Source organism: Actinomadura rubrisoli (genome assembly GCF_004349215.1).
GTDB classification, from domain to species: Bacteria; Actinomycetota; Actinomycetes; order Streptosporangiales; family Streptosporangiaceae; genus Spirillospora; species Spirillospora rubrisoli.
Genome location: NZ_SMKU01000009.1, coordinates 19,753 through 44,979, shown reverse-complemented (window position 1 = coordinate 44,979; position 25,227 = coordinate 19,753). Strand labels below are relative to the sequence as shown.

29 protein-coding genes and 1 tRNA gene are annotated in these 25,227 nt (G+C 71.9%); 13 read left to right on the top strand and 17 right to left on the bottom strand.

Annotated elements, in window-relative coordinates; genetic code table 11:
• Nucleotide 1: 1 nt before the first annotated feature.
• The 6 genes from E1298_RS04175 to E1298_RS04155 all read right to left on the bottom strand — a co-directional run bounded on the left by E1298_RS04175 (nt 2) and on the right by E1298_RS04155 (nt 4,229).
• Nucleotides 2-628 (bottom strand): trimeric intracellular cation channel family protein, encoded by a 627-nt coding sequence (locus E1298_RS04175; RefSeq protein WP_131889405.1) that lies wholly within the window; start codon nt 626-628, stop codon nt 2-4.
• Between the two features lie 10 nt (nt 629-638).
• Entirely contained in the window at nt 639-830 is a 192-nt protein-coding gene (locus tag E1298_RS04170; protein ID WP_131889404.1) for a DUF3099 domain-containing protein, read from the bottom strand.
• 55 nt (nt 831-885) lie between these two features.
• The gene (locus E1298_RS04165; RefSeq protein WP_131889403.1) at nt 886-1,689 is read right to left on the bottom strand and encodes a CHAP domain-containing protein; all 804 of its coding nucleotides are present in this window, start codon (nt 1,687-1,689) and stop codon (nt 886-888) included.
• Nucleotides 1,689-1,856, bottom strand: coding sequence for a hypothetical protein (locus E1298_RS47720; protein WP_165975292.1), 168 nt, complete (start codon nt 1,854-1,856; stop codon nt 1,689-1,691). The genes E1298_RS04165 and E1298_RS47720 overlap by 1 nt, the downstream gene beginning before the upstream one ends.
• Nucleotides 1,857-2,274: 418 nt before the next feature.
• Nucleotides 2,275-2,370 (bottom strand) — tRNA-Sec (locus E1298_RS04160).
• 17 nt (nt 2,371-2,387) lie between these two features.
• On the bottom strand, nt 2,388-4,229 hold the full coding sequence (locus E1298_RS04155) for an AMP-dependent synthetase/ligase (RefSeq protein WP_131889402.1): 1,842 nt from the start codon (nt 4,227-4,229) through the stop codon (nt 2,388-2,390).
• Between the two features lie 175 nt (nt 4,230-4,404).
• Here E1298_RS04155 and selD point away from each other — a divergent pair, with 175 nt between their 5' ends.
• Both selD and E1298_RS04145 read left to right on the top strand, forming a co-directional pair.
• Nucleotides 4,405-5,397, top strand: a complete 993-nt coding sequence (selD, locus tag E1298_RS04150; RefSeq protein ID WP_131889401.1) for a selenide, water dikinase SelD — start codon at nt 4,405-4,407, stop codon at nt 5,395-5,397.
• Nucleotides 5,398-5,476: 79 nt separating this feature from the next.
• Nucleotides 5,477-5,752 carry a GlsB/YeaQ/YmgE family stress response membrane protein gene (locus E1298_RS04145; protein ID WP_131889400.1) on the top strand — a complete coding sequence of 92 codons (276 nt, stop codon included), beginning with the start codon at nt 5,477-5,479 and terminating at the stop codon, nt 5,750-5,752.
• Nucleotides 5,753-5,779: 27 nt separating this feature from the next.
• Here the strand turns inward: E1298_RS04145 and E1298_RS04140 are convergent, their stop codons facing one another.
• Nucleotides 5,780-6,481, bottom strand: coding sequence for a hypothetical protein (locus tag E1298_RS04140; protein WP_131889399.1), 702 nt, complete (start codon nt 6,479-6,481; stop codon nt 5,780-5,782).
• Nucleotides 6,482-6,588: 107 nt separating this feature from the next.
• On the opposite strand from E1298_RS04140, the gene E1298_RS04135 reads away from it, so the two are divergent.
• Nucleotides 6,589-7,185, top strand: a complete 597-nt coding sequence (locus E1298_RS04135; protein ID WP_131889398.1) for a TetR/AcrR family transcriptional regulator — start codon at nt 6,589-6,591, stop codon at nt 7,183-7,185.
• 11 nt (nt 7,186-7,196) lie between these two features.
• Here E1298_RS04135 and E1298_RS04130 read toward each other — a convergent pair whose 3' ends face one another.
• Both E1298_RS04130 and E1298_RS04125 read right to left on the bottom strand, forming a co-directional pair.
• Nucleotides 7,197-9,077: a propionyl-CoA synthetase gene (locus tag E1298_RS04130; protein WP_131889397.1), complete on the bottom strand. Its 1,881-nt coding sequence runs from the start codon at nt 9,075-9,077 to the stop codon at nt 7,197-7,199.
• Between the two features lie 109 nt (nt 9,078-9,186).
• Nucleotides 9,187-10,626 carry an MFS transporter gene (locus E1298_RS04125; RefSeq protein ID WP_131889396.1) on the bottom strand — a complete coding sequence of 480 codons (1,440 nt, stop codon included), beginning with the start codon at nt 10,624-10,626 and terminating at the stop codon, nt 9,187-9,189.
• Nucleotides 10,627-10,734: 108 nt separating this feature from the next.
• Here E1298_RS04125 and E1298_RS04120 point away from each other — a divergent pair, with 108 nt between their 5' ends.
• From E1298_RS04120 to E1298_RS04110, 3 genes are all read left to right on the top strand, one after another.
• A complete protein-coding gene (locus tag E1298_RS04120) occupies nt 10,735-11,229 on the top strand; it encodes a MarR family winged helix-turn-helix transcriptional regulator (RefSeq protein ID WP_131889395.1) in 495 nt (164 codons plus the stop codon).
• Nucleotides 11,230-11,587: 358 nt separating this feature from the next.
• A complete protein-coding gene (locus E1298_RS04115) occupies nt 11,588-13,270 on the top strand; it encodes a SelB domain-containing protein (protein ID WP_131889394.1) in 1,683 nt (560 codons plus the stop codon).
• A 91-nt stretch (nt 13,271-13,361) separates the two neighbouring features.
• Complete coding sequence (locus tag E1298_RS04110) at nt 13,362-14,552, top strand: RtcB family protein (protein ID WP_131889393.1); 1,191 nt, start codon at nt 13,362-13,364, stop codon at nt 14,550-14,552.
• A 652-nt stretch (nt 14,553-15,204) separates the two neighbouring features.
• Here E1298_RS04110 and E1298_RS04105 read toward each other — a convergent pair.
• Nucleotides 15,205-16,296, bottom strand: coding sequence for a methyltransferase domain-containing protein (locus tag E1298_RS04105; protein ID WP_165975291.1), 1,092 nt, complete (start codon nt 16,294-16,296; stop codon nt 15,205-15,207).
• A gap of 58 nt (nt 16,297-16,354) precedes the next feature.
• Here E1298_RS04105 and E1298_RS04100 point away from each other — a divergent pair, with 58 nt between their 5' ends.
• Both E1298_RS04100 and E1298_RS51695 read left to right on the top strand, forming a co-directional pair.
• A complete protein-coding gene (locus E1298_RS04100) occupies nt 16,355-16,690 on the top strand; it encodes a hypothetical protein (RefSeq protein WP_131889391.1) in 336 nt (111 codons plus the stop codon).
• A 6-nt stretch (nt 16,691-16,696) separates the two neighbouring features.
• Nucleotides 16,697-16,972: a GNAT family N-acetyltransferase gene (locus E1298_RS51695; protein WP_131889432.1), complete on the top strand. Its 276-nt coding sequence runs from the start codon at nt 16,697-16,699 to the stop codon at nt 16,970-16,972.
• Here the strand turns inward: E1298_RS51695 and E1298_RS47715 are convergent.
• Nucleotides 16,965-17,123 (bottom strand): hypothetical protein, encoded by a 159-nt coding sequence (locus E1298_RS47715; RefSeq protein WP_165975289.1) that lies wholly within the window; start codon nt 17,121-17,123, stop codon nt 16,965-16,967. The genes E1298_RS51695 and E1298_RS47715 overlap by 8 nt on opposite strands.
• 156 nt (nt 17,124-17,279) lie before the next feature.
• Between E1298_RS47715 and E1298_RS04090 the strand changes: the two genes are divergently transcribed.
• The 5 genes from E1298_RS04090 to E1298_RS04070 all read left to right on the top strand — a co-directional run bounded on the left by E1298_RS04090 (nt 17,280) and on the right by E1298_RS04070 (nt 20,040).
• Nucleotides 17,280-18,473: a helix-turn-helix domain-containing protein gene (locus E1298_RS04090; protein ID WP_131889390.1), complete on the top strand. Its 1,194-nt coding sequence runs from the start codon at nt 17,280-17,282 to the stop codon at nt 18,471-18,473.
• Nucleotides 18,474-18,629: 156 nt separating this feature from the next.
• Nucleotides 18,630-18,887, top strand: coding sequence for a hypothetical protein (locus E1298_RS04085; protein WP_131889389.1), 258 nt, complete (start codon nt 18,630-18,632; stop codon nt 18,885-18,887).
• The gene (locus tag E1298_RS04080) at nt 18,884-19,306 is read left to right on the top strand and encodes a hypothetical protein (RefSeq protein ID WP_131889388.1); all 423 of its coding nucleotides are present in this window, start codon (nt 18,884-18,886) and stop codon (nt 19,304-19,306) included. Before E1298_RS04085 ends, E1298_RS04080 begins: the two co-directional genes overlap by 4 nt.
• The gene (locus E1298_RS04075) at nt 19,303-19,515 is read left to right on the top strand and encodes a hypothetical protein (protein WP_131889387.1); all 213 of its coding nucleotides are present in this window, start codon (nt 19,303-19,305) and stop codon (nt 19,513-19,515) included. Before E1298_RS04080 ends, E1298_RS04075 begins: the two co-directional genes overlap by 4 nt.
• Nucleotides 19,516-19,596: 81 nt before the next feature.
• On the top strand, nt 19,597-20,040 hold the full coding sequence (locus tag E1298_RS04070; RefSeq protein WP_131889386.1) for a hypothetical protein: 444 nt from the start codon (nt 19,597-19,599) through the stop codon (nt 20,038-20,040).
• Between the two features lie 111 nt (nt 20,041-20,151).
• On the opposite strand, the gene E1298_RS04065 is transcribed toward E1298_RS04070, so the two are convergent.
• The 6 genes from E1298_RS04065 to E1298_RS04040 all read right to left on the bottom strand — a co-directional run bounded on the left by E1298_RS04065 (nt 20,152) and on the right by E1298_RS04040 (nt 25,153).
• Nucleotides 20,152-21,234: an IS630 family transposase gene (locus tag E1298_RS04065; RefSeq protein ID WP_131889431.1), complete on the bottom strand. Its 1,083-nt coding sequence runs from the start codon at nt 21,232-21,234 to the stop codon at nt 20,152-20,154.
• Nucleotides 21,235-21,551: 317 nt separating this feature from the next.
• Nucleotides 21,552-22,658, bottom strand: coding sequence for a CU044_5270 family protein (locus E1298_RS04060; RefSeq protein ID WP_131889385.1), 1,107 nt, complete (start codon nt 22,656-22,658; stop codon nt 21,552-21,554).
• A complete protein-coding gene (locus E1298_RS04055; protein ID WP_131889384.1) occupies nt 22,658-23,242 on the bottom strand; it encodes an RNA polymerase sigma factor in 585 nt (194 codons plus the stop codon). The genes E1298_RS04060 and E1298_RS04055 overlap by 1 nt, the downstream gene beginning before the upstream one ends.
• A gap of 456 nt (nt 23,243-23,698) precedes the next feature.
• Nucleotides 23,699-23,953 carry a hypothetical protein gene (locus E1298_RS04050; protein WP_131889383.1) on the bottom strand — a complete coding sequence of 85 codons (255 nt, stop codon included), beginning with the start codon at nt 23,951-23,953 and terminating at the stop codon, nt 23,699-23,701.
• 362 nt (nt 23,954-24,315) lie between these two features.
• Nucleotides 24,316-24,681 carry a peptidase inhibitor family I36 protein gene (locus E1298_RS04045; protein ID WP_131889382.1) on the bottom strand — a complete coding sequence of 122 codons (366 nt, stop codon included), beginning with the start codon at nt 24,679-24,681 and terminating at the stop codon, nt 24,316-24,318.
• A gap of 190 nt (nt 24,682-24,871) precedes the next feature.
• Entirely contained in the window at nt 24,872-25,153 is a 282-nt protein-coding gene (locus E1298_RS04040; RefSeq protein ID WP_131889381.1) for a hypothetical protein, read from the bottom strand.
• Between the last annotated feature and the right edge of the window lie 74 nt (nt 25,154-25,227).

The following is a 25,227-nucleotide window of genomic DNA, read 5'->3' as shown; positions in this document are numbered from 1 at the left end:
CCTAGTCAGGGACCCCGCGGGGACGCGGGGTCCGCCAGCCGTAGCGCAGCGCCAGCACCCGCAGCGCGAACGCCAGCAAGGCGGCGCCCGCGGTGACGGTGCCGCCGTGCAGATCCGCCGCCCACGCGGCCGCGGTCACGGCCGCGCCCAGCATCGCCGGGAGCGCATAGAGCTGCCGGTCGTACAGCACCGACGGGATCTGCCCGCTCAGCATGTCCCGCAGAATGCCCCCGCCCACCGCGGTCACCACGCCGAGCAGCACCGAATGCAGCGGCGACAGCCCGTGGTCCAGGGCCTTCAGCGTCCCGGTCGCGCAGAACAGCCCGAGCCCCGCCGCGTCGAACAGCAGCACCGCCGGCAGCAGCCGCGTGACCTGCGGATGCCAGAAGAACACCAGCCCAGACGCCGACAGCGGCACCAGCACGTACCCGAGGCTCGTGAACGCCGTCGGCGGCACGGACCCGATCAGCAGGTCCCGCAGGATCCCTCCGCCGAGCGCGGTGATCTCGGCCAGCACCACCATGCCCACGACGTCCAGCCGCTGCCGCACCGCCGCCAGCGCCCCCGACACCGCGAATACGAAGATCCCGGCCAGGTCCAGGAGCCACGCGACGCCCGGACCCGTCACCGCTCCCCCCTCAGTCGCGCTCGTCCTCCCGGTCGACGTTCCAGTTCGCCACCACGGCCGCGAACGGCGGGATCACCATGGCCACGACCGACATCGCGACCGCCGCCGGCGGCGAGAACCGCCGGACGACCGCCCAGGCCAGGACGAACAGCGTGAGGCACGTCCCCATCATGATCCCGTACGCCACCTTGCGCCGCCTCATCCCCTCACCGTACGTCCAGCCCGATCCCCGTCCCGGACGCGGGTGGGGGTGTCGGCTATCCGCCGGAGGTGAGGCGTTTGCCGAGCGCGGTGGCGACGTGCTCGGCGTGCTCGTCGGGGATCGCGGCGGCGATCGACTCGGGGGTGAGGCCCGCCAGGACGAGCCGGGCGACCTCGGCCGCGTCCACGTCCGGGGACTGCTGCGCGAGCTTGGCCACCGCCGCCTGGACCTCCCGGACCGCACTGTAGGTGTCCCGCATCAGATTGACGTGCCGCCACGTCGGGTTGTCCTTCGCCGCTCCCGCCGGGGCGGGGGCGGTATCGGTGTTCCAGACGATGTCGCGGATCTTCTTCAGGTCGTCGCTGGAAAGCGGCATGTCGTCCTCCTCATCGCTGTACGCCGGTCGTCCGTACCCGGCGATCGTGCCGGCGCCCCGCACCCTGCGCAGGCACTTGTCCGAGGTGTTCCCCTCGATCGTCTGCACGCGCCCGCCGCCGAGGGCCTTCTCGACCACGCCCACGTGGTCGATGGCGCCCAGCGAGTCGGACGTGCCCCAGTCGAAGAACACGATGTCCCCCGGCTTGGCGCGGTTGACCTCGGCGGTCGTCCCGCTGTGCCAGCGTCCGGCCTTCTGGAAGTCCTCCGCGTGCCAGACGGTGTAGGCCCGGTCACCTGCGAGCAGGACGGCGCCGGCGTTGCCGCTGTGGCGTGCCCAGTAGGTGACGGCCATGTCGCACCAGGAGGCGCGCAGGAACTCGTCCCCGTGCCTGCCCGCGTACTCGCGTGTGATGGTGTTCGGCCGGCCCGACATCCCGATGGACTTGCGGGCCTGGGCCAGCATGGCCGCAGCCGTGCCCATCAGCCTCGTCCCTCCCCACGGAAGACGCCGTCCGGGTCCTGATCGCCGTACTTCTCGGCCAGCAGGACCTCCTCGTCCGGCGCGCCCGGCAGGTGGACGTCCGGATGCTGGTCCGTCCCGTCGAGCAGCCTGGCCTCCAGGGCGTCGCTGCGTTCGGTATCCGTCACGGCTCCTTCTCCTTAGTGCAGATGCTCGCCGTCACCCCGCTCGCGGCCTGCTCCGGGGGCGTCTAGCGGCGCGCCGGAATGACCTCCCCCGGATCGCGCCCGCGATGGCCGTCGTGCTCCCACAGCGGCTCAGTACGGGGGGCGCTGCGGCTTTCCGCCCGCTTTGGCCGCACCCCCGAGATCTTACGGGGGCGGACCGGCGGCGGCACCAAGGTTGAAAAAGGTGACCGATGGGCGACCCTCACCACCAGGAACGCCGACCCCTACGACGCCCGCGCGCCGCAGACCGTTGCCAAGCTGTTCAGCAAGCCGTGGCCCGAGTCGCTCAGACCGCCGGGCCGCTCTCGCGCCGGGCGGTAGCGGCGGCCCGTCCGATATGCGGTTCTCTACAGGGGCGACCGAGAAAGGAGAGAGCGGGTGGCGGAGGCGTGCGGGGATCGAACCCGCCGTCCCGAGGTGCTCGGGACCATCGGTTTTGAAGACCGTGGAGGCCACCAGGCGCTCGCACGCCTCCGTGGCGATCTTAGACGGTTACGGGGTGTAGAGGGCGTCGATGGCGCTCGCGTACTTGCCGTGGACGACGCGGCGCTTGAGCTTGAGGGTGGGGGTGAGCTCCTCGCTCTCGGCGGTCCACTCGGCGGGGAGCAGGCGCCACCTCTTGACCTGCTGGACGCGGGCGAGGCGGGCGTTGGCGTCGTCGACGGCCCTGGCGATCTCGTCCAGGACGAGGGGGTGCTCGGCGAGGGCGGCGAGGCCGGTGGAGTCGATGCCGTGGGCGGCGGCCCAGACGGGGGCGACCTCGCCGTCGAGGGTGATGAGGGCGACGACGTAGGGGCGGCGGTCGCCGTAGGCGAGGGCCTGGCCGACGAGGGGGTGCTCCTTGAGGTGGTTCTCGATGGGGGACGGGGCGATGTTCTCCCCGCCCGCGGTGATGATCAGTTCCTTCTTGCGGTCGACGACGGTGAGGAAGCCGTCGGCGTCCAGGCGGCCGACGTCGCCGGTGCGGACCCAGCCGTCCGCGTCGATGAGGGCGGCGGTGGCGTCGGGGCGGCCGAGGTAGCCGGGGGTGCAGGTGGCGCCGCGGACGAGGATCTCGCCGTCGGCCGCGAGGGTCAGCTCGACGCCGGGGAGGGGGCGGCCGACGGTGCCCAGCTTGAAGGAGTCGGAGAGGTTGGCGGTGACGGCGCCGGTCGTCTCGGTCATGCCGTAGGCGTCGAAGATCTTCAGGCCGAGGCCCGCGAAGAAGCGGGCGACCTCGACGGGCAGCGGTGCGGCGGCGCTGGAGGCCTGGAGGACGCGGTCGAGGCCGAGGAGGGCGCGCATGGGGGCGAGGACGGCCTTGTCGGCGGCCTCGAACGCGGCGGTGGCCCCGGGGTCCGGGGTGCCGCCGTGCTCCTGGGCGCGGACGTGGGCGCGGCCCGCCTCCAGGGCGCCCGCGATCGCGGCCTTCCTGGACGGGTCCTGCTCGGCGGACAGGACGGCCTGGATCCCGGCCATGATCTTCTCCCAGACGCGGGGGACGCCGAAGAAGGAGTGCGGGCGCACGTCCGGCAGGATGCTGGTCAGCTGGGTGGGGTCGGGGCAGAAGTGGACGTGGGCGGCCAGGCCGACGGGCAGGTAGTAGCTGAGGACGCGGTCGGCGATGTGGGCGAACGGCAGGTAGGAGATGCCGGACGGGTGGTCGGGCAGGATCGAGGTGCGCTTCACCAAGGCGGCCTCGTGCAGGACCATCGAGTGCGTGATCAGGACGCCCTTGGGGTCGCCGGTCGTGCCCGAGGTGTAGAGCAGGGTGACGGTGTCGCCGGGGCGGACGGAGCGCCAGCGGCGGTCGATTCCGGCGGGGTCGGCGGCCAGGCGCGCGCGGCCGAGGCCGGTGAAGGCGTCCCAGGTGAGGAAGCGGTCGCCGGGCGGGCAGGCGGCGGCGTCCACGACGATGATCTTGCGGAGGGCGGGGAGGCGGTCGAGGACGGGCAGCCAGCGGTCCAGCTGGTCCCGGCCGTCCAGGACGGCGTACCTGGCGGAGCAGTGGCCCGCGATGTAGGCGACCTGGTCGGGCGGGAGCGTCGCGTACACGGTGGTGGGGGTGCCGCCCGCGTGGACGGCGCCGAGGTCGGCCAGGACGTGCTCGGAGCGGTTGGGCATCATCAGCGCGACGACGTCGCCCGGTTCGAGGCCGAGCGCGGCGAAGCCGGCGGCGGTCTCCAGCGCCCGGGTCCGGGTGTCGGCCCAGGTCAGGGTCCTCCATTCGCCGTCGATCCGGTCGGAGTAGGCGGGCCTGCCGCCGTGCCGCTCGGCGGTGGCCGCCAGGGTGGTGCAGATCGTCCGGCCCTCGACGGCCCGGTCGAGTTCGGCCCGCTGTTCCTGGATGCCCATGTCGCCCCTCGGAGTAAGTGATGACTTGCAGACGGAATCGCATCATGCCGAACCGGGTTCGGACAAGGGTCTCCCTCCGATCGGCCCGGCGGCACCGGCGATGTGGCCCCTGGGTGACGGCGTCCGTACCGTCCGTTTGTTGATCATTTGAGGTGGTTGTGCGTTAAATTTCCGGGTGACCCGCCTCGCCCGTGCCGCCCGCCTCACGCAGTACGCCCACGGCGGGGGCTGCGCCTGCAAGATCCCCCCGGGGGAGCTCGAACGCGTCGTGGCCGGTCTCACCGGCGGCGGCGAGTCCCTGATCGTCGGCGGCGAGGACGGCGACGACGCGGCGGTGCTGCGGATCGCCGGGGGACGGGCGGTGGTGTCCACCGCCGACTTCTTCACGCCGGTGGTCGACGACGCCTACGACTGGGGCCGCATCGCCGCGGCCAACGCCCTCTCGGACGTCTACGCGGTCGGCGGCGAGCCGCTCATGGCCCTCAACCTGCTGGGCTGGCCCCGCGACGCGCTCCCGGCGGAGCTGGCGCGCGAGGTCCTGCGCGGCGGACGGGACGTGGCGGCGCTCGCGGGCTGCCCCATCGCCGGCGGGCACAGCATCGACGACCCGGAGCCGAAGTACGGGCTGGCCGTGACGGGCATCGCCGACCCCGACCGCCTGCTGCGGCTGGACGCGGGCCGCCCCGGCCTGCCGCTGTCGCTGACCAAGCCGCTCGGCCTGGGCGTGCTGAACGCCCGTCACAAGGCGACGGGCGAGGTGTTCGCGCACGCGGTCGAGACGATGACGGCGCTGAACGCGGAGGCCGGGCTGGCGGCTTTGGAACGCGGCATCACCTGCGCCACCGACGTCACCGGGTTCGGGCTCCTCGGCCACCTGTACAAGCTGGCGCGGGCCAGCGGCGTCACGGCGGTCGTGGACGCCAAGGCCCTCGCGTACCTGGACGGGGCGCGCGCCGCCGTCCGGGACGGGTTCGTCCCCGGCGGGACGCGGCGGAACCTGGCGTGGGTGTCGCCGCACACCGCGTTCCGCCGGATCGCCGAGGAGGAGCGGCTGCTGCTGGCCGACGCGCAGACGTCCGGCGGGCTGCTGGTCGCGGGGGAGATCCCGGGCGCGCCGGTGATCGGCGAGCTGGTCGCCCGGGGGCGGCACACGCTGGTCGTGCGCTGATCCCGGGGCCGTGTCACTGATCGGCGGGCGGGGTAGGTCCGGGGTGACCGGCCCGCGTCCGCGATCGGGGGGAGCCGACATGACCATCGAGGGGGGCCTCGCCGCCATCGTGCTGGGCGTGGTCATCGGCGTGCTCGGGCGGCTGATCGTGCCGGGCCGGCGGGGGATGCCGGTCTGGCTCCCGATCGCCGCCGGCGTCGCCGCGGCCTTCGCCGGGACGGGCCTGTCCCACATGGTCGGGCTGGAGCGCGACGGCTGGGACTACTGGGAGACGGCCTTCCAGATCGGGTTCGCGGCGGTCGGCGCGTCCCTGGCCGCGGCGATCTGGCCCGAAGGCGGCGGCACCCGCCGCTAGGCCGCTTCTCACGTTGCGGACGGCCGGTCACCGGGCCGCGGCCGCCGCGTTCCGGATCCAGTTGCGGAACTCGATCGCCAGGTGCTCGCAGTGCCCCTCGATCATCGAGTCCGGGGCGGCGGAGGGGTAGATGATGCGCAGCGCCACGTCCGCGCCGGTGTCGGTGTCGCGCGCCTGGTGCAGGGCGTACGCGACGGGTGTGCCGTCGTCGAGGGTGAATGAGGCCGTCCCCAGCGTCAGCGGGTAGGACGGGTCGGCGTACGCGCGGACCGGCGGGGGCAGTTCGCGGCCGAGCGCCACCTTGAACCGGGTGGTGTGACCACCGATGGTCTCCACCAGGCCGGTGTAGTTCGGCGGCTGGACGTAGTGCTCGGGATGGGCGGCGAAGAACACCCTGTCCTCGAAGCCGTTGGCGGTGAGCTGCGACCTGAACCAGGCGGCCAGGTCCGTACCGCTGAGTCCGCGGACGGTGAGGTCGGCCCGCGACTCGCGGTAGGTACCGCCCGACGCCGCGACGAGCTCTCTGTGGAACCGGTCGCCGGCATCGATCTGCTCGGCGAGCAGCTCCATCATCCTCTGCCCGCCGGCCAGCGTCTTGAGGTTCATCAGGGCCCGCCGCGCGGCCTTCAGCTCCCACCGGTCCACCGTCGCGTCATCGAGCGTGCGGCCCAGCGTGTGGAAGTCGATCGTCGGCGAGGTGGGCGGCTGTGCACCGGCAGTGGTGCCCATGGCATCCCCTTTCGTGCTGCGAGTGGCCGCACCGGTCCGTCGGGATGACCGGTGCGGGGGTGTCGGCCCGCTTGGCGCGGGCCTGGATCTCAGATTAAGATGCAATAATGCATCCTGCAAGCGCACAACCTGCGCGAACCGGTCGCCGACGCGGTGCGGAGCTGGAGGCCGCGCTGCTCGACGCCGCATGGGACGAACTCGTCGAACGCGGGTATGCCGCGCTCACCTTCGACGCGGTCGCCCGGCGCGCGGGCACCAGCCGCCCGGTCGTCAACCGCCGCTGGGCCGCCAAGGACGCGCTCGTTCGTGACGCGGTCGCGCGGGCCAGTGACCGGTTCTCACTCGCCGATCCTGAGACCGGGTCCCTGCGCGAGGACACCATCGCGCTGATGGAGCAGCTCAACGGGGCGTTCGTGGCGTTCGCCGCGGTGATGACCGCGCAGCTGGCCGCCTTCTTCGACGAGACCGGGACGAGTCCCGCCGAACTGCGCGAATACGTGGTGGGCGCCCGATGGGCGCTCATCGAGTCGGTGGTCCACCGCGCCGTCGAACGAGGAGAGGCGGACGGCTCGAAGCTGACCCCGCGGGTCGTGAGCCTGCCCTACGACCTGCTCAGGCACGAGGTGCTCATGAACATGAAACCGATGTCGCCGGCGGCCGTCCGGGAGGTCGTCGACACCCTCTTCATGCCGCTGGTCACCTGAGCGGAGCGACTCTAGGACGGGCGCAGGACGGGGCGGAGCTCGTCCAGCACGACCGGGTCCTCGATCGTGGACGGGACGGGCACCTCCTGCCCGTCGGCGATGCCGCGCATGACGCCCCGCAGGATCTTGCCCGACCGCGTCTTCGGCAGCGCCGGGACGACCGCGATCTCTTTCAGCGCGGCGACCGGCCCGACCTGCTCGCGCACCATCCGCACCAGCTCGGCCGACAGCTCCTCCGGCTCGGCGAGCACCCCGCTCTTCAGCACCACCAGGCCGCGCGGGACCTGTCCCTTCAGCGCGTCGCGGACGCCGATGACCGCGCATTCGGCGACCGCCGGGTGCGCGGCGATGACCTCCTCCATCGTGCCGGTGGACAGCCGGTGCCCGGCCACGTTGATCACGTCGTCGGTGCGGCCCATCACCCACACGTAGCCGTCCTCGTCGACGTGCCCGCCGTCCCCGGTGAGGTAGTGCCCGGGATGCCGGGTCAGATAGGACTCGACGAACCGCTCGTCGTCCTGCCACAGCGTGGGCAGCGTGCCGGGCGGCAGCGGCAGCCGGATCGCGATGTCGCCGTCGGCGCCGGGCGGGACGGGCGCGCCGTCCGGGCCGAGGACGCGGACGTCGTAGCCGGGGACGGGCACCGAGGGGGAGCCCGCCTTGAGCGGCATCGGCTCCAGGCCGCGCAGGTTCGACACGATCGGCCAGCCGGTCTCGGTCTGCCACCAGTGGTCGATGACGGGCCGGCCCAGGACGCGGGACGCCCAGCGGTAGGTCTCGGGGTCGAGCCGCTCCCCGGCGAGGAACAGCGCGTCGAGGGCGGACAGGTCGTGCCCGGCGAGCAGGGCGCCCTCCGGGTCCTCCTTCTTGATGGCGCGGATCGCGGTCGGCGCGGCGAACAGCACCTTGACGCGGTGCTCGGCCGCGACACGCCAGAACGCGCCCGCGTCCGGCGTCCCGACGGGCTTGCCCTCGTACAGGACGGTGGTGCAGCCGGTGAGGAGCGGCGCGTACACGATGTAGGAGTGCCCGACGACCCAGCCCACGTCGGACGCGGCCCAGAACACATCGCCCGGCCCGACGCCGTAGACGTTCTCCATGGACCAGCGCAGCGCCACCGCGTGCCCGCCGTTGTCGCGGACGACGCCCTTCGGGCGGCCGGTCGTCCCGGAGGTGTAGAGGATGTAGAGCGGGTCGGTGGCGGCGACGGGCACGCATTCGGCGGGCTCGGCGGCCGCGACGGCCTCGTCCCACTCCACGTCCCGCGGCCGGACGAGGTCGGCGTGCAGCTGCTCGCGCTGGCGGATCACGCACCGCTCCACCTTGTGCCGGGCCAGCTCCAGCGCCTGGTCCAGCAGCGGCTTGTAGGGCACGACCCGGCCGCCCTCGATGCCGCAGGACGCCGACACGACCGCCTTGGGACGGGCGTCGTCGATGCGGACCGCCAGCTCGGGGGCCGCGAACCCGCCGAACACCACCGAGTGGACGGCGCCGAGGCGGGCGCAGGCGAGCATCGCCACGACCGCCTCGGGCACCATCGGCAGGTAGATGATCACGCGGTCGCCGCGGTCGACGCCCTGCGCGCGCAGGGCCCCGGCGAACCGCGAGACGAGCCCGGTCAGCTCCCGGTAGGTGTAGGTGCGGGCCGTCCCGGTGACGGGGCTGTCGTAGATGAGCGCGGGCTGGTCGCCGCGGCCCTCCTCCACGTGCCGGTCCAGGGCGTTGTCGCAGGTGTTCAGCTCGCCGCCGGTGAACCAGCGGTAGAAGGGCGGCGCCCCGTCGTCCAGGACGCGGTCGGGCGGGACGAGCCAGCGGACGTCCCGCGCCGCGAGCCCCCAGAATCGGGTCGGATCGGCGATACTGCGTTCGAACGCGGCCGCGTAGGCGCCCATTCTTCCTCCCGATGCGGGTCCCCTGGCCCCCGATCCGCAATTCGGGGCGCACCCCTATAGGGCATGGCGCGGGTGCCGTTCGTCAAGGCCCCGTGCCGTCACGGCGACACTAGGCGCCCGTTTCGCGGGGGTGGCGCAGGCCGTGGACGACGGCGACGAGCGCGGCCAGCAGGGCGCCCGCGGCCACGATCCAGAAGCACAGCTCGTACGCGCCGAGCGTGGGGACATCGGTGCCGGCGATCACCCGTCCGGCCAGGATCGACGCCGTCACCGCGCCCGCGACGCTGCCGCCGGTGGTGCGGACGAGCGAGTTGATCCCGCTGGCGATCCCGCTCTGGTCCATCGGGACGTGCTGGACGGCGAGGGTGCCGAGCGCCGCGTACGCGATCCCGAAGCCGATGCCCTGGATGGCGCTGAAGGCGAGCATGTCGTGACCGTGGGAGTTCGACACCGCGAGCCAGGTGTAGCTCACTGCGGCGAAGACCGAACCGGTGGCGAGCGTGTAGGCCGGGCCGATCCGCGCGGCGAACCGTCCGGCGAGGGCGGAGAAGACCAGCATCGTCGCGGTGCTCGGCAGCATGTAGAGGCCGACGTCCAGCACCGAGCCGTCCAGCCCGTACCCGACCTTGGCGGACGGGGACTGCACGAACCCCGAGATCAGCGTGAACGCGGCGAACATCGAGAACCCGAGCAGCGCCGAGGCGACGTTGGCCGACAGGGAGCGCGGGCCGGCGAGCAGGGCCAGCCGGACGAGCGGCTCGCGCACTCGCAGCTCCACCGCCGTCCACACCACGCACAGCGCGGCGGCGGCGCCGAACAGGCCGAGGACGCCGCCGGACGTCCAGCCCCACTGGTTGCCCTGGCTGATGGCCAGCAGCAGGCAGACCAGCCACGCGGCGAGCAGCAGCGCGCCCGCGATGTCGGGGCGGCCGCCGGCGCGGGCGCCGACGTCGCGCGCGGTGGCCGCGACCAGCACCAGCCCGCCGGCGGCGAGGGCGGCGGCGATCCAGAACACCGGGTGGTGGCTGGAGGTGCGGTCGGCGATGAGCCCGGTGACGATCATGCCGATGCTGCCGCCGACGCCCATCGTGGCGCTGACGATGCCGATCGCGGTGGTGACCCGCTCGCGGGGGAAGGTGTCCCTGATCATGCCGATGGCCAGCGGGATCATCGCGGACGAGACGCCCTGCAACGCCCGGCCAGCGACCAGGACGGGCAGCGATCCGGAGACCGCGCACACCAGCGACCCGATCACCAGCAGGACCAGCGCCAGCAGGATCATCCGCTTCTTGCCGTACATGTCGCCGAAGCGGGTCAGCAGCGGGGTGGCGACGGCCCCGGCCAGCAGCGAGGCGGTGAACACCCAGGTCACGGCGGTGAAGGAGGCGTCGAAGCGGCCCATGAGCTGGGGCAGGAGCGGGATCACCAGGGTCTGCTGGACCGAGACGATCATCCCGGCGACGGCCAGGGCCGGCAGCGTGAGGCCGGTGCGGGCGGGCCGGACGGGCCGTTCGGACTGCGCGGCGGCCGTGGCCGGGGCGCCGGTCATGGAACCTCCAGGGGGAGCGGATCCGGGGCGGAACGGGGCGCGCCGGGCGGCGGCGCACCGGACACTATACTTACTTAAGTTAAGTAATCACACGGTAGGGTGAGGTACATGTCGCCACCGGTGCCGCGGGACATCATCGAGATCGAGGGCGCGCTCACCCGCGTCGCGCACATGCTCACCCGGGCCAGGCTGCACGACCGCGTGGCCGCCGCCGCGGGCGTCCCGGTCGACCGGGCGGCCGTGCCGCTGCTGCGGGCCCTGGCCGAGAACGGCGGGCCCATGCGCCCCGGGGAGCTGGCCGTCCGGCTGGCCGTCGAGGCGCCACACGTCACCCGCCAGGTCCAGCGGCTGGAGAGGGCCGGCTACGTCCAGCGCGTGCCCGACCCCGACGACCGGCGGGCCCAGCGGATCCGGCTCAGCGACACCGGCGCGGAGGCGGTCGAGTGCATCCGCGCGGTCGGGCGGCAGTGGATGGCCGACGCGCTCGCCGGCTGGCCGCCGGGGGAGCGGGAGCGGCTCGCGGCGCTCGTCCACCGGATGCTGGACGACTTCGAGACGCACCGTGACCGAATGGACGCCGCAGAGGCCCGGTCCGGGATATGACCCGGCACCGCCCGGGCCTTGACCCGGCCCTTACCAGGCGCCGCCATCTGGCCTTGACCCTCACCCCGCGACCCCGTTGGGCGCATAGACGATTCATAGCCGTTCAGGGTTTACGCGCGGTTAGTGAGATTTACGATCTCGGAGTGTGGGCCCGATCGGGTTCCGCCACGGGTCCGACGTCCTTAGGGTTACCTTCCGTGGACCTTCGTCTGCATCACCCCCGCACCGCTGTATCCGGCAACGTCCCGTTTCCTCTGGTCTCTCGCCCTGATCCCGGCCCCGGTCCCGGCGCGGGCACCGGCCGCCCCGCTCGCGCGGGCCGCCCGGCGCGCCGTCCCGCCGTCCGGGAAGGGCGCTGATGCAGGTCGTCGTCACAGCGGGTCACGCCGGGCATGGAAAGACCGCCCTCGTGCACGCCCTGACCGGCATGGACACCGCCGAGCCCGGCCACGCCTGGACCGAGCTGCCGTCCGGGCGGCTCCTGGCCCTGGTGGACGTCCCCGGGCACGAGCGGTTCGTCCCGGCCATGCTCGCCGGGGCCGGGCCCGCGCCGGCCTGCCTGCTGGCCGTCGCCGCCGACGAGGGCTGGCGGCCGCAGTCGCAGGAGCACCTGGCCGCCCTCGACGCGCTCGGCGTCCGCCACGGCGTCCTCGCCGTCACCCGGTCCGACGTCGCCGACCCCAGGATCGCGCTGCGCCAGGCCCGCGAGCGGCTCGCCCGCACCGCGCTGCGCGGCGTCGAGACCGTCGCCGTCAGCACCGTCACCGGCGAGGGGATGGCCGGGCTGGCCGCCGCCCTCGACCGCCTCGCCGCCCGGCTCCCGATCCCCGACCCGGCGGCGCCGGTGCGGCTGTGGGCCGACCACGTGGCCGCCGCCGACGGCCTCGCCGTCGTCACCGGCACGCTCGGCGCCGGGACGATCCGCACCGGCGACGAGCTGCTCGTCATGCCGGCGGGCGAGCGCGCCCGCGTCCAGGCGATCGAATGCGCCGGCGAGCCCCGCCGCTCCGTCCAGGGCGTCTCCCGGGTCACCCTCACCCTCCAGGGCGGCGGACGGGCCATGGCGCTCGTCAGCCCCGGGCGCTGGACCCACACCACCTGCGTCGACGTCCGGACCCGGTTCGGCGAGGCGTCCGGCAGGCTCGCGCGGCAGATGACCCTGCACATCGGCGCGGCGGCCGTCCCGGTGCGGCTCCGGCCCCTCGGCCCCGACACCGCGCGGCTCACCCTCAACGCCCGCCTGGCGCTGCACGTCGGCGACACCGGCCTGCTGCGCGATCCCGTCCGCCGCGCCGTCGCCGGGGTGAGCGTCCTGGACGTCCGCCCGCCGACCCTCGTGCGCCGCGACGCGGGCGCCGCCCGCGCCCGGGAGCTGGCGTCGTGGCCCGACCGTCCGGACGGGGCGATCGTCCTGCGCCGCCACGGCGTGCTCCGCCGGTCCGAGCTGGCCCTGATGGGCTGCGCGCCGCCGCCCGGCGCGGTGACGCCGGCCGGCGGCTGGCTCGCCGACCCGGCGCACTGGGAGTCGCTCCGCGAGCGCCTCGCCGAGGAGGCCGCCAGGCACGCCGCCGAACGGCCGTTCGCCCCCGGCATCCCCCTGGAGACCGTCCGGCTGCGGCTCGGGCTCCCGTCCCAGCAGCTGGTCGCCGCCCTGGTCCGCCCGCCGCTGCGGGTGGTGGCGGGCCGCGTCCACGGACCGCCGCCCGCCCTGCCGCCGGGCCTCGCCGCGGCCGTGGAGCGGCTCCGCGCCGACCTCGCGCGGGCGCCCTTCGACGCGCCGGACGGCCGGCGGCTCGCCGAACTCGGCCTCACCGGCGGCGCCCTCGCCGCGGCGGAACGGGCGGGCGCCCTGCTGCGCCTGCGGGACGGCGTCGTCCTGCTGCCGGGCGCCGAGCGCGAGGCCCTGCGCATCCTGTCCGCGCTGCCGCAGCCGTTCACCCCCGGCCAGGCCGGGGACGCCTTGGCGACCAGCCGCCGCGTCGCCGTCGCCCTCCTGCACCATCTGGACCACCTCGGCCTCACCGAGCGCCGGCGGTCATGAGCCGCGTCGTGGCGGGAAAACCCTTTGAAACACACCGGGCACTTCTGGCGTCATAGATCACGGTTCGGATCCCGCCACCGAAGGAGAAGGCATGCCGTACCAGACGCTCAAGGGCGGCCGCGTTCCCATCCGGATGTGGACCGACCCCGACACCGTCGAGGACCTGGCCCTCGACCAGCTCCGCAACGTCTCCGCCCTGCCGTGGGTGGAGGGCCTCGCGGTGATGCCCGACGTCCACTACGGCAAGGGCGCCACGGTCGGCTCCGTGATCGCGATGCGCGACGCGGTGTCCCCGGCCGCGGTCGGCGTCGACATCGGCTGCGGGATGACCGCCGCCCGGTCGTCCCTGACCGTCGAGGACATGCCGGACGACCTGGCACCGCTCCGGCACAAGCTGGAGAAGGCGATCCCGGTCGGCCGCGGCTCGCACCGCCAGGCCGTCGACCCGTCCGCGCTGCCGGGCCTGAAGGAGCGCGGCTGGTACGACTTCTGGAAGGCGTTCGACGAGCTGCACCCGGCGGTGCGCGCCCGCCTCGGCCGCGCCCGCTCGCAGATGGGCACGCTCGGAGGCGGCAACCACTTCCTGGAGCTGTGCGCCGACGACGAGGGCGCGATCTGGCTCGTCCTGCACTCGGGGTCGCGCAACATCGGCAATGAGCTCGCCGAGCAGCACATCGAGGCCGCCCGCAAGCTCCCCCACAACCAGGACCTCCCGGACAACGACCTCGCGGTGTTCCTCACCGGCACCGCGAAGATGGACGCCTACCGCCACGACCTGTTCTGGGCGCAGGAGTACGCGCGCCGCAACCGCGCCGTCATGATGGCCCTCGCGCAGGACGTCGTGACCAGGCGGTTCGAGGGGCGCTGCACGTGGGGCGAGGTCATCTCCTGCCACCACAACTACGTGGCGGAGGAGGAGTACGACGGCGTCGAGCTGCTCGTGACCCGCAAGGGCGCGATCCGCGCGGGCAGCGGCGACCTCGGCATCATCCCGGGCTCGATGGCGACCGGCACCTACATCGTCCGCGGCCTCGGCAACCGGACCGCGTTCAACTCGGCCTCGCACGGCGCGGGCCGCCGGATGAGCCGCAACAAGGCCCGCAAGAACTTCACCGTGGACGACCTGGTCGAGCAGACCCGGGGCGTGGAGTGCCGCAAGGACAGCGGCGTCATCGACGAGATCCCCGGCGCCTACAAGGACCTGGAGACGGTGATCGAGGCCCAGTCCGACCTGGTCGAGGTCGTATCCCACCTCCGCCAGCTCATCTGCGTCAAGGGCTGAGACCGCCGACCGGACGGGAACACGCTTCCCTCGCGCATTTCGAAAGCCCGGCAAGGCGGACGTGGTCGTCTTCGCGGAAGAACCCCGCGACAGACGATCACGTCGGCCTTCGCTGGCCGCTTCGAGTCACCGGCCTTTACATGGACATTAGGCGGGCGCAGGCTTTGGTCCTGAGTTCACGGCTCCGCACGGCCACCCCGCCGTGCTCACCTGCATGAACGTTCAGAATGGACAGGCGCAGGGATCTATGTACATTCTCGACGCCTCGAACATGACCAGGATATGGCTCTCCTTGTTCGAATGCGCGAACCAGGTCTGCACAGAGGTCCCGGTTCCGGGAAGCGGCCCCACCATTCCAGCCCAGCCCGGCAGAAGCTACGTCGCCTGCGCCAACGCGATCTACTTCGGCAACCCCCTCCGCGCCTGCACCCAACAGGTCCCGGCCTCGTCGTACTCCTCCCCGTCCTCGGGGATCATGTAGCCGCGGGCGTCGTAGCGGGGCGGCGGGTCGGCCAGCGGCTCGGGTCAGACCTTTCCGGTGCCCCGGCATCCCGAGCAGGGCCGTGTCTCGGTCTTGTTGTCGACGTTGTACTCCTGCTTCCCGCTGCCTTTGCACATTGAGCAGTCCGTGTCTTTCGCGTGCTTGCCCATGTCAGGGAGCGTCCATCGGTTGCGAGGGGTCGACAAGCCACACTCGTGTTCCCTGGCGGGTCACCGACAGGCCGAATTGGTCCCTGCCCGGCCGACCCCATGAGCACCAGCGCCGGTAAGCGTCCACGATCTCGTCCCAAAGGTTACGCGGTCCGACCTGCTTGACCTCCGCTGCCGGTTCCCCGGGGCGATGGACGACCAGAATGCGGGAATCGTCAGTGTTTGCCACCAGCCGGTACGACCCGTCGTCGTTGTCGAACCCGCCGCCCTCTACGCCGGGCATGCATCCGGCCAAGGCGACCTCGAAGCCCTCTCCTGCCTCGGCGACCTCGCGTGGCGTCACCATGGTCTGCGAGCGGCGGGCGACCCCGTCGATCAAGCTCGGTGACCTGCGCTGATCGCGCAGCATCATGAACCCGCACGGCTCACCAATCCGCCCTTCCGCCGTCCCATCGTCAGCGACGGTGAGCGCGACCAGATGGCCCGTTCTCCAGCCGGGCATCCACGGCAGCACGATCACCCCGCCAGGCCGGGTCTGCTCCACCCACGCGTACGGGATATCAGCGACACCGACCGTGACATGTACTCGGTCGTAGGGTGCCTGAGCGGGCCAGCCCTTCGTCCCATCCGCGGTGACCACCTGAACGGTGACTCCAGCGGAGCGCAGGTTCTTGGACGCCCGCGCCGCGACGGGGCCGTCGATCTCCACGCTGACGAGATTGGCCTCACCGACCCGCCGCGCCAGCAGAGCCGCCGTCCACCCGGTCCCAGTCCCCACCTCCAGGACTCGGTCTCCCTGCCCGGCGTCGAGGAGGTCCAGCATCGTGGCGACCAGATGCGGCGCCGAGGTCGAACTGGTGGCTACCGCGCAGGGATCGACGCCGGTCTTCGCCGCTAGGTCGATCGCGCCGTCGTCGAGCTGGACGCCGATCGCGGTGTCGCTGTGCACGACCTCCCACCAGCGGGCCGGATCGGCCGTCCGGTCGATCCACGATCGTGGATCGTCCATGATTGGCCCCACCACGGCGATGTCGGGAACGAACAGGTGACGCGGCATTTCCTCCAGCAGTCCCTGCCAGTGGGCCTTGGTCATAGGGGGCGTCACTCCCCCTTGGTCCTCACCCAATGTCATACGGTGACGCTATCCCGTGATGGTGTGGCCGGACGGTGAGAAATACGAACTTCTCGACTGGACTGGCCGAGATTGCCCGCGCAGTCTCGATGCGCGCCGTCGGGTGATCGAGGGGTGTGGTGTCATGGACCCGATGGACATCGAGCGTCTCGACGGCGACGCTGCCCGCGATCAACTCGGCGAGATCGAGGCCGTGTACGCCGAGTCGTTCCCGAGATCCGATCTCGGCGACTACCGGGCGCGTATGCGGGTCCTGCTCGCCTCGCCCGGATTCGAGGCCGTCACCGCACAGGATGAAGGCGGGCTGGTCGGCTTCGTCTACGGTGCGCCGTTGACGGCCCGGGCGTCTTGGTGAGACGACCTGGAGCCCGTCCAGCCCGCGAGGTTCACCGCTGAGACCGGACGGCGGACGTTCGCCGTGATTGACCTGGCCGTCCGACCCACCCACCGTGGCAGGGGGCTGGGGCGCCGGCTCCTGGACGAGTTGCTCGCCGGACGGCCCGAGGAGCGAGCAGCGCTCGCCACCGCGCCGGATGAGGGGGAGGTCCAGGCGATGTACCAGCGGTGGGGTGGCGCCATGTCGGCCGCGTGCCAGGTGACCCGGGTGAGACCGAGCCCTGGTTCGACCTCTATGTGACCGCTCTGGGCTCCGGCCGAGACTCCAGCAACTCCCGGTAGGCGGCGAAAACCGCGGCGTCGCAGCCGCGCCCCGGGACGGCGTCGGCCACCCGGCGTGCCAGGCTGGTGACCATGGTGGTGCGCTGTTCGGGGGGCTGGGCTGCGTACACGGCGTGAGCGTGCCAGACAGGGAAGGCTTCGGGAACTCTTGGGGCATCGCCCTGGGCGGACCGCCGCAGCCCCTGCGGCGGGTGCACAGACCCCATGACGTGAATAGGCCCTGCCTCGTAGCCTGAAAGTGCGACCGATCAGGAGAGGCAGGGCCTATGTCCGATGATGGTACCCCCGATGCCATCGGCGTCCGGGTGGCGCGCACACGCAAGCGGCGCGGGCTCACACAGCACGGTCTTGCCCAGCGCGCTCGCTACTCCCGATCCCACATCGCGCAAGTGGAGGCGGGGCACAAGGTCGCGACCCCCGCATTCGTCGCAGCGGTCGCCGCTGCCCTAGCCGTGGATCCAGCCGAAATCTACGGGCAGCCTTACCGGGGTCACACTCGCGCCGACGACCGGGTGCACGGCTCGATATCTGACCTGCGACGCGCCATGGCCTACGTGGAAGTAGGCCCGGAGCTCGACGCCCCGCCGCGCACACTCGCCCAGCTCTCCGCCGCGATCGACGACGCCCTGGAGCTACGCCACCAGGCGCGCCATATCCAGCTTGCCGCCCGCCTGCCGGGAATCATCGAGGAACTCACCTGGCACGTCTATGAGGTCGGCGGCCCGCGTGCATGGACGGCGCTCCACCGGGCACACAACCTTGCTGCTTCGCTCACGCGCCGCCTGGGGTACAACGACTTGTCGGGGCAGATCATGGAGCGTGCGACCGTCGCCGCCGCGCAGTCGCAAGACCCTCATCTGCCGCTCATGATCACACACCGGCGGTCGCTGCTGATGATGGGCGTCGCCGCCTACGGTCCAGCCTTGCGCCTGCTCGACAAATCGATCCGTAGTGTCGACCGGTCCCGTCCGGATGCCACTGAGGTACTCGGTGCCCTGAGCCTGCGCGCCGCCGTCGTGGCGGCCCGCGGTCAAAAGGAGGCCGACGCATGGCACTACTACGGGCAGGCCACCGAAGTCAGCCGCGCGGCTGGCGAGCCCGCTCTCGACGAGCACGGCACCGACTACAACCCCGGAAACCTTGCGATCCACGGTGCCGCTATAGCACTGGAACTCGGCGACCTCGACGAGGCAGCACGACGGGACGAAGAGATCACCGAACCGGTGCTGCTCGGGCTCGCGGCCGAGCGCCGCGCGCACCATCAGATCGACATGGCGCGCGTTAGGGCGGAACTCAGTGACTACGATCGGGCACTCGCGCAGCTACTGGCGGCCGACCGGACCGCACCTCAGATGACGCGCTACCACCCCTCGGCACGCGGCGTGGTGGCCCACCTGATGGACGCCCGGCGCACAGTGCCCGAGCCGCTTCGGCGGCTCCACGACCGCATGAGCATCTAACGAGGAACGTCCGAGAGGGCAAGGGCGGCAAAGTTCCAATCTGGGAACACTGCCGGGACTGGTCACAGGGAGTGTGTTGTGTGACACATAAGGCGGCCCCGGCCCACTGTTAGCCCAGTGGGGGTTCCGGGGCCTGACCGGAAGTGAGGTCCGGCTATGGGCAAGGTACAGCAGCCGCCCGGAGCAACCGCCACTGAGAAGGAGAAGGCCGCGCTCCGCGCGGAGTTCCCGCGGTGGTCGATCGTCTACACCTCCGATACGAGCCGCTGGTGGGCGATCCGGACCCCCAGACGCGCTCGGCTGGACGGTCGCCCTCTCAGTTCGCGGGTGCAGACCGAGCCGGACGCCGACACCGCGGACGAGTTGCGCGCGAAGTTGCGTGCGGTCGTCGAGGCCGAGGCGGGTCTGCGGTGAGCGGGCCGGAGACGCAGTGCGGCCTCATGAAGGAGTTCCCCGGTTGGCTGGTGGAGGTCAAGGACGTGCCGGGCGGCACCGGGTGGCACGCTTGGCGGCCGGGCCCGCCCGGGCGAGGCGGGTTCTTCGGTGCCCAGGCCGATGAGCTCGGGCTGCTGCGCGAGCTGCTGGAGGAGGCGGGCGGGGCCGACTCCCGGCTCGCGTTGCGGGGCCTGGCGGTCGAGCTGCGCGAGTGCGGGATCACCGCCACCGCCTACGACACGACGCTGACCGCGACGGGCCCGGGTGGGCGCACCCGGCTGGTGACCTGTCGGCGGGGGATGTTCCGCTGGCTGGATGGTGACCGGGTGATCGGCCCGGTCGGGGACCTGTTGGTCACCGTCGACGCTGTCCTGGCGTCGTTCGAGGAGCGGTCATGAATCGGCTGGGCGACACGGTGGTCGACCTGCCGCCCGTCCGGGACGCTCCACCGGCGATTCCCGCCGGGATCACCACGTGGTGGGGAGAGGCTACGGGGATGTGGTGGGCCATTGTCCCGTCGCAGCTTGGGCCGCGTTTGGTCGAGGCGCCGAGCGCGGACGCCTTGGCCGTCACGGTCGATTGGTATCTGCGTAGGTCGGCGATCTAGGTGTTCCGCCACCTCAGGCCGGGACGGCGCGACGCATCACGCCCCCGCGTCGCGCCGTCCCCAGCGGGCGCGGGAGGTTCCGTGCGGGCGGCCTCCCGCGCCCGCCTGTTTCTGGCGGGGCTAGCCGTCCGCCATTCCATGTCCTGGCGGGCGGTCCTGCGTCCTGGCGCGGCGGTCGGGGAAGGGGCGGGAGTCCACGGCCGCCGCGCCGCACTGCCGGTGACCGCGACCGATCATCTGGACGCCCTCGCCCATGCACTCACGGCCGTCGGCTGGTCGGCGTCCCCGCGCTACGACCAGCACCCCGCGCTGCTGCGGGTGGTCGCGCCCGAACTGCCGGGCGTCGGAGAGAGCGTCCGCGTCAAGGCGGGCGTGGGCGGGGTGCCGTGGTTCATCTCCTCGACCGGCGATCCGCTGGCGCCCTGCCACGATCTCACTGGGGCGTGCGCGACGATCGCGGCCCGACTGGGACCGTTCGCCGCGGCTGCGCGCACCGGGGCGGAAGAGGGTGGCCGCAGCGTCTGACGACCGGATCCGAGACGTGGTGAGGAGGATCGATGCCGCAGTCGGGTGAGAAGCTCCATGTTCCACCTTGGCCGCTGCATGACCTGCGTGCCGAGCTCACGCGTCGTCCGTCTAGTGTCCCGCGCCGGGAATTCGATCAAGATATGAGGTGAGGCGTTCGAGGATCTCGTCGGCGGTCTTGGTCCAGGTGAACGGCCTGGGGTCGGCGTTCCAGGTTCTGATCCAGTCGCGGATATCGTTCTCCAGTGCGCGCAGGGTCTTGTGCACGCCGCGGCGCAGTCTCTGCTCGGTGAGCAGGCCGAACCACCGCTCCACCTGGTTCAACCAGGAGGAGTAGGTCGGGGTGAAGTGCATGTGGAAACGCGGATGGGCGGCCAGCCACTTGATGATGGTCGGATGCTTGTGGGTGCCGTAGTCGTCGCAGATCAGGTGGACATCGAGGTCGGCGGGGACTTGCTTGTCGATCTTGTTCAGGAACTTGCGGAACTCCGCGGCCCGGTGGCGGCGGTGGATCGATCCGATGATCTGGCCGCTGGCCACGTCCAGGGCGGCGAACAGGGTGGTGATGCCGTTGCGCAGATAGTCGTGGGTACGGCGTTCGGGCAGGCCGGGCATCATCGGCAGTACCGGCGCCGACCGGTCCAGCGCCTGGATCCGGCTCTTCTCATCCACCGCCAGCACCAGGGCCTTCTCGGGCGGGTCCAGGTACAGCCCGACCACGTCACGGACCTTGTCGATGAACTGCGGATCGTTGGACAGCTTGAAGGTGTCGACCTGGTGCGGCTTGAGCCGGAACGCCTTCCAGATCCGCCCGACGGTCGACTTGCTCAGCCCGGACTCGGCCGCCATCGACGCCCGCGACCAGTGCGTGGCGCCCTCGGGTGTTCGCTCCAGCGTCGCCACCACGACCTGCTCGATCCGCTCATCGGTGATCTCCCGCGGAGCACCCGGACGCGGCTCGTCGGCCAGACCCTCCAGCCGCCGCTCAATGAAGCGGCGCCGCCACTTGCCCACCGTCTGCGGCCAGATCCCCAACTCGGCCGCCACTTCGGTGTTCGCCTTACCGGCCGCGCAGCCCAGCACGATCCGGCACCGCAACGCCAGCGCCTGCGACGACTTGGCCCGCCGAGCCCACCGCTGGAGCGTCTCGCGCTCCTCGTCCGTCAACGTCACCTCGGCCACCGGCCGTCCCATACGAGCCACCCAACACAAACTACACTTCTTCAACGCATTTCAGGCGCGGGGCACTAGCACGACCGCGTCGATGCGCGGATCTCGCCCGTCCACCCATGTCAACCCGCCCCGGTACAGCGCCGGCCGATCCCCCACCTCTTCGCTGCGCGGCAGATCACCCAACCGCCATGACTGTTGCCCGTGGCGTCGTGGCTTGACCGCCTGGAGGCGGCAGCGGTGGACGGGCAGAGCCGCACAATCCGCACCGTTCGCGTCACCTCGCGCTCCCCGATCGCCCCTGTCAGGTGGAAGCACCTGACAGGGGCGACCGAGGCGGGTCAGTCGGCTGCCGGGCCCCGGTCAGTGAGTTCGGCCTTCAGAACCAACTCGTAGCGGACGCGCCGGCCCTTCTCGAACGACTCCTGAGCCAGCGGCGCGCCGGTGGCCGGGTCGATGATGATCCGGTCGGTGCCGCCGTGCCCGATCGCGAGCGCCAGGGCCTGGCCGTGCCGCCCCGCCGCGTCGGTGGCCGGGCCGAGCGGCTTGACCTCCGGTAGTTCGGCGAGGATGCGGTATCCGGCGGCGCGCAGCCGTCCGCTGACCGATGCCTCCGGCTGGAACAGCAGGTAGGAGACCCCTAGCCACAGCTGCGCGGCCTCGCCCTCGACCGGCCCCCCCGTCCCGCCGTCGCGCGCCCACTTGAGCAGCTGTCCCCGGAGGACGGCCGGGTCTTCGGACAGCTTGGTCACGTCCGCTCCGATCCCCTTGAGGAACTCCTTCATCCCGCCGCGCATCCGTTGGGCCCGCACGGGGGTGGGGCTGCTGTCGAGCTCGCCGCAGCGTTCGCCGTTGGGGAGCGGCACGCTCTGCACGCTCACGCGACCCCCGTCAGGCGAGGGCCGGGAGCAGGCGCGCCACTTCCAGCGCTGAGGCGAACCGTCGGCTCGCCAGGCGAGGCCGTCGGCCGGGGTCGCGGGACGGGGGGCGAACACCTGCCAGGCGTACCAGCCGTCGCCCTTCGGCGAGAGGGGGTGCCAGCGGTCGTCGACTCGGCGCAAGAGCATGTTGTAGTGCTTCTTCCCGGTTCCAACGTCGTGCTCCTCCCCGGTCTCCACCTTCATCCGCCAGTAGCGGCCTTGGACGGCAGGGGCGGCCTCGCTCTTGGACGCAGCGACCAGGAGTATGCCGCCGGCCGGTGAGCCCGGCGCCCGGGACGGGGCGGGGTCCGCGTTGACGACCACTACCGCGGCGGCCGCGGTGGCTGCGATGAGGGTGGCCAGGCCGGCGATCACAGGCCGTTGCCGCACCCGGCGCACCAGCGGCCGCGGCGGGTCGGCGGACTCGGCGCGGGCCAGCAGGACGAGCCGCTCACGGCCTGCGGCGACGGCGGCCGGGGCGGCCTCGGGCTCGGCGAAGGCACGTTCGACCAGGGTGATCTCGTCCATCAGTTCTCCTCCAGGGGATCGATGCCGCCGAGCGCCTGCCGCAGCTTTCGGCGGGCCCGGGTGAGCCGGGAGCCGACCGTGCCGCTCGGGATGCCGAGAGCTTGGCCGATCTCCTCGTACCCGAGCCCGCCGAGCGCGGCCAGGAACACCACGTCGCGGTCGCCGCGCGACAGCGCGCTCATCGCGCGCACCAAATCGGGCCGGGCCGCCCAAGCCGTCACCTGTGCGGTAACCCGCTCCTCGTGGCCCGCCACCGAGTCCTCGGTGGCGATCCGGCCGAGCAACTTCAAGCGCCGGGCCTCGGTACGACGGTGCTGGGCCACCAGATGGGTCGCGATACCGAACAGCCACGGCCGCACGGCGCCACGGCCGGGGTCGAAATCGCGGCGGCGGCGGAAGGCGATCAGGAACGTCTCGGCGGCCAGGTCCTCCGAGCCCTCGCGCCCGAGCCGGCCGGCGAGATAGCGGTGGACGGCGGGGAGATGGCGGTCGTACAGCACCGCGAAGCGTTCGGGATCGTGCAGCGACTCTCTGAGCAGGCCCGCGTCGTCGAGCACGGCCGGAGTGTCGGGCGGAGCGGTCATCGGTGTCCCTTCGTTCATTGTGTTCTTGACGCATCCGCCCGAACGTCTTCACGGCCCTGCGCCGATGCTGTTCCCTGATGATGTCCCGGGGCGGGCGCTGGTGGGCGATGCGGGCCGCCCGACGTGCTCGGTTGGATGGCCGTCCTCTCAGCTCGCGGGTCCAGACCGAGCGGGGACGCGGATACGGCGGACGAGTCGCGTGCGGTCGCCGAGGCTGAGGCGGGGCTGGGGGTGAGCGGGCCGGAGACGCAGTGCGGCCTTTATCGATGTGGTGGGCGATCGTCCCGTCGCGGCACGGCCCGCGTCTGGCGAAGGCGCTGAGCGTGGACGCACTGGCCGTCGCCGCCGCGGCGGCTGGTGGGGGGTCCCGGTTCTACACTCGGTACGATCTGCATGAGCAACTTGTCGCGTTTCGTGCAAGCCTTGAGCGGACTCTCAGTGCGCCCTGAACGTGCTTCACGTCAGGAGGAGTTTCGCGGCCTTCTGGCGCGGGCGGCGTTGACCTCCAGTGATCCGGTTCGGTTCCCTGAGGGTTGTGCCGTGTAGAGGGGGCAGTTCCTGGAGCTGCTGATTCCGGACGGTAAGCCGCTGCAACCAGTGATCGATGACGTGCCGGTGCAGCTCCCAGAGCCGCCGCTCCCGCCCGATGACGTGCTGGACCAGCTCCCTGACCTGCGGGCCAAGATGGAAGCGTTGTTGGCTTCGGATCATAAGCCGCCGGTCCCAGGCTTCTACCGGCCCACGTACATGCCGGAGGGGAGAGTGCGGAGGTGGCTGTTCAAGCGAAATCAGCGGCAGCTCCAAATGGATCGAGGAGCGGCGCGAAGGCGGAGAGAGCGGGAACGGAAAGCGGCTGATCAAGAGCGCAGGGACGACGAGCGCATGAGGAAGCGGCTTGGGCTGACAGCCGAAGACGGCGGGCTCGACCGTTACTGGGAGCGGGATTGAATACGGTGGAGCGGGAATAGGAATTCGGCAGGAAGGGCCAGTGGGTGCGGGTGACGCCGATCCCGCACCCACGCGTCACCGAGGCAGCGCTTGGTGGCGTTCCCGGCGCGGCTGGGGCGGTGCGGTCACTTCCAGCTGTAAGCCTCGGTGTCGGGTGCGAACCTGCCTGGGGGGAGCGTGACGGCGAGGGTGGTGCAGTCCAGGTCGCGGTAGAACGACCACGCCTCGTCGTCGTTGTTGAAGATCGTCCTGGCCGGTTGCGCCTCGGTCTTGCCGCAGGAGTGGCTGACCGGGTTCTGGTAGACCGTCATTTTGCCTTGGAAGTTGGGCTCGGTCCAGAAGCAGACGTAGCCCTGCGGGCAGCGGTGGCTGGGGACGGCCGCGGCTCCGGCCGGGGCCGCCGGGCCCAGCACGAGCGATCCGGCGGCGATCAGTGTGGTCAGGGCGGCGGCCACGGCGGGCATGGCCGAGGCGGGGCGGGTGATGCGCATGGGGGGAGCCTCCTGTGGCGGGTTGACCGGCTTTTCGCCGGTGGTCGGATGTCCGGGGCCACGCGTGGTGTCCTCTCGCCGAGAGGAGTGTGGCGGCTCGGCGGGCCCTCGGTTGCCTCTTTGCTACTCGGCTTGGAGTTGAGGGTCGTCCGGCGCATCCCGCGTGCGGCCAGGTACCGGTCAGGTTGCCTTATCGTCGGCCACCGCAGGTGGGGTCGGCTGGGACGACGGCTATTGCCGCGTAGGCGCTGTCGCCGTGGTAGGCGACGTAGACCCGGTTGCCGTGATCGCACTTGGTCGCGGCGTTGCTGAATCCGTCCGGCATTCGGATCAGGTCGGCGGGCGCGCCGTTGTCGACTCCACTGCGCGGCGCGTCCTTGAAGGGTTCCATGTACTTCGAGCAGCCGGCGGTGCCGAGCAGAATCGCGCCGATCAGGAAGGTCGCGGCCAGCATGGTGCGCTCGATCCTCATTTGTTCGCTCCTTAGTCCGGCACGCGCGGAACGCGGCGTTGAGATCCTTCTCGTCCTGCTCGGGTTGGACGAGG

Coding starts and splice junctions, on each gene's coding strand:
- E1298_RS04170 (WP_131889404.1), bottom strand. CDS start 830: ATGAGGCGGCGCAAGGTGGCGTACGGGATCATGATGGGGACGTGCCTC.
- E1298_RS04165 (WP_131889403.1), bottom strand. CDS start 1,689: ATGGGCACGGCTGCGGCCATGCTGGCCCAGGCCCGCAAGTCCATCGGG.
- E1298_RS04155 (WP_131889402.1), bottom strand. CDS start 4,229: ATGGGCATCCAGGAACAGCGGGCCGAACTCGACCGGGCCGTCGAGGGC.
- E1298_RS04145 (WP_131889400.1), top strand. CDS start 5,477: ATGACCATCGAGGGGGGCCTCGCCGCCATCGTGCTGGGCGTGGTCATC.
- E1298_RS04140 (WP_131889399.1), bottom strand. CDS start 6,481: ATGGGCACCACTGCCGGTGCACAGCCGCCCACCTCGCCGACGATCGAC.
- E1298_RS04135 (WP_131889398.1), top strand. CDS start 6,589: ATGCATCCTGCAAGCGCACAACCTGCGCGAACCGGTCGCCGACGCGGT.
- E1298_RS04130 (WP_131889397.1), bottom strand. CDS start 9,077: ATGGGCGCCTACGCGGCCGCGTTCGAACGCAGTATCGCCGATCCGACC.
- E1298_RS04125 (WP_131889396.1), bottom strand. CDS start 10,626: ATGACCGGCGCCCCGGCCACGGCCGCCGCGCAGTCCGAACGGCCCGTC.
- E1298_RS04120 (WP_131889395.1), top strand. CDS start 10,735: ATGTCGCCACCGGTGCCGCGGGACATCATCGAGATCGAGGGCGCGCTC.
- E1298_RS04115 (WP_131889394.1), top strand. CDS start 11,588: ATGCAGGTCGTCGTCACAGCGGGTCACGCCGGGCATGGAAAGACCGCC.
- E1298_RS04110 (WP_131889393.1), top strand. CDS start 13,362: ATGCCGTACCAGACGCTCAAGGGCGGCCGCGTTCCCATCCGGATGTGG.
- E1298_RS04105 (WP_165975291.1), bottom strand. CDS start 16,296: ATGACCAAGGCCCACTGGCAGGGACTGCTGGAGGAAATGCCGCGTCAC.
- E1298_RS04100 (WP_131889391.1), top strand. CDS start 16,355: ATGGTGTGGCCGGACGGTGAGAAATACGAACTTCTCGACTGGACTGGC.
- E1298_RS04090 (WP_131889390.1), top strand. CDS start 17,280: ATGTCCGATGATGGTACCCCCGATGCCATCGGCGTCCGGGTGGCGCGC.
- E1298_RS04085 (WP_131889389.1), top strand. CDS start 18,630: ATGGGCAAGGTACAGCAGCCGCCCGGAGCAACCGCCACTGAGAAGGAG.
- E1298_RS04075 (WP_131889387.1), top strand. CDS start 19,303: ATGAATCGGCTGGGCGACACGGTGGTCGACCTGCCGCCCGTCCGGGAC.
- E1298_RS04065 (WP_131889431.1), bottom strand. CDS start 21,234: ATGGGACGGCCGGTGGCCGAGGTGACGTTGACGGACGAGGAGCGCGAG.
- E1298_RS04060 (WP_131889385.1), bottom strand. CDS start 22,658: ATGGACGAGATCACCCTGGTCGAACGTGCCTTCGCCGAGCCCGAGGCC.
- E1298_RS04055 (WP_131889384.1), bottom strand. CDS start 23,242: ATGACCGCTCCGCCCGACACTCCGGCCGTGCTCGACGACGCGGGCCTG.
- E1298_RS04050 (WP_131889383.1), bottom strand. CDS start 23,953: ATGATCCGAAGCCAACAACGCTTCCATCTTGGCCCGCAGGTCAGGGAG.
- E1298_RS04045 (WP_131889382.1), bottom strand. CDS start 24,681: ATGCGCATCACCCGCCCCGCCTCGGCCATGCCCGCCGTGGCCGCCGCC.
- E1298_RS04040 (WP_131889381.1), bottom strand. CDS start 25,153: ATGAGGATCGAGCGCACCATGCTGGCCGCGACCTTCCTGATCGGCGCG.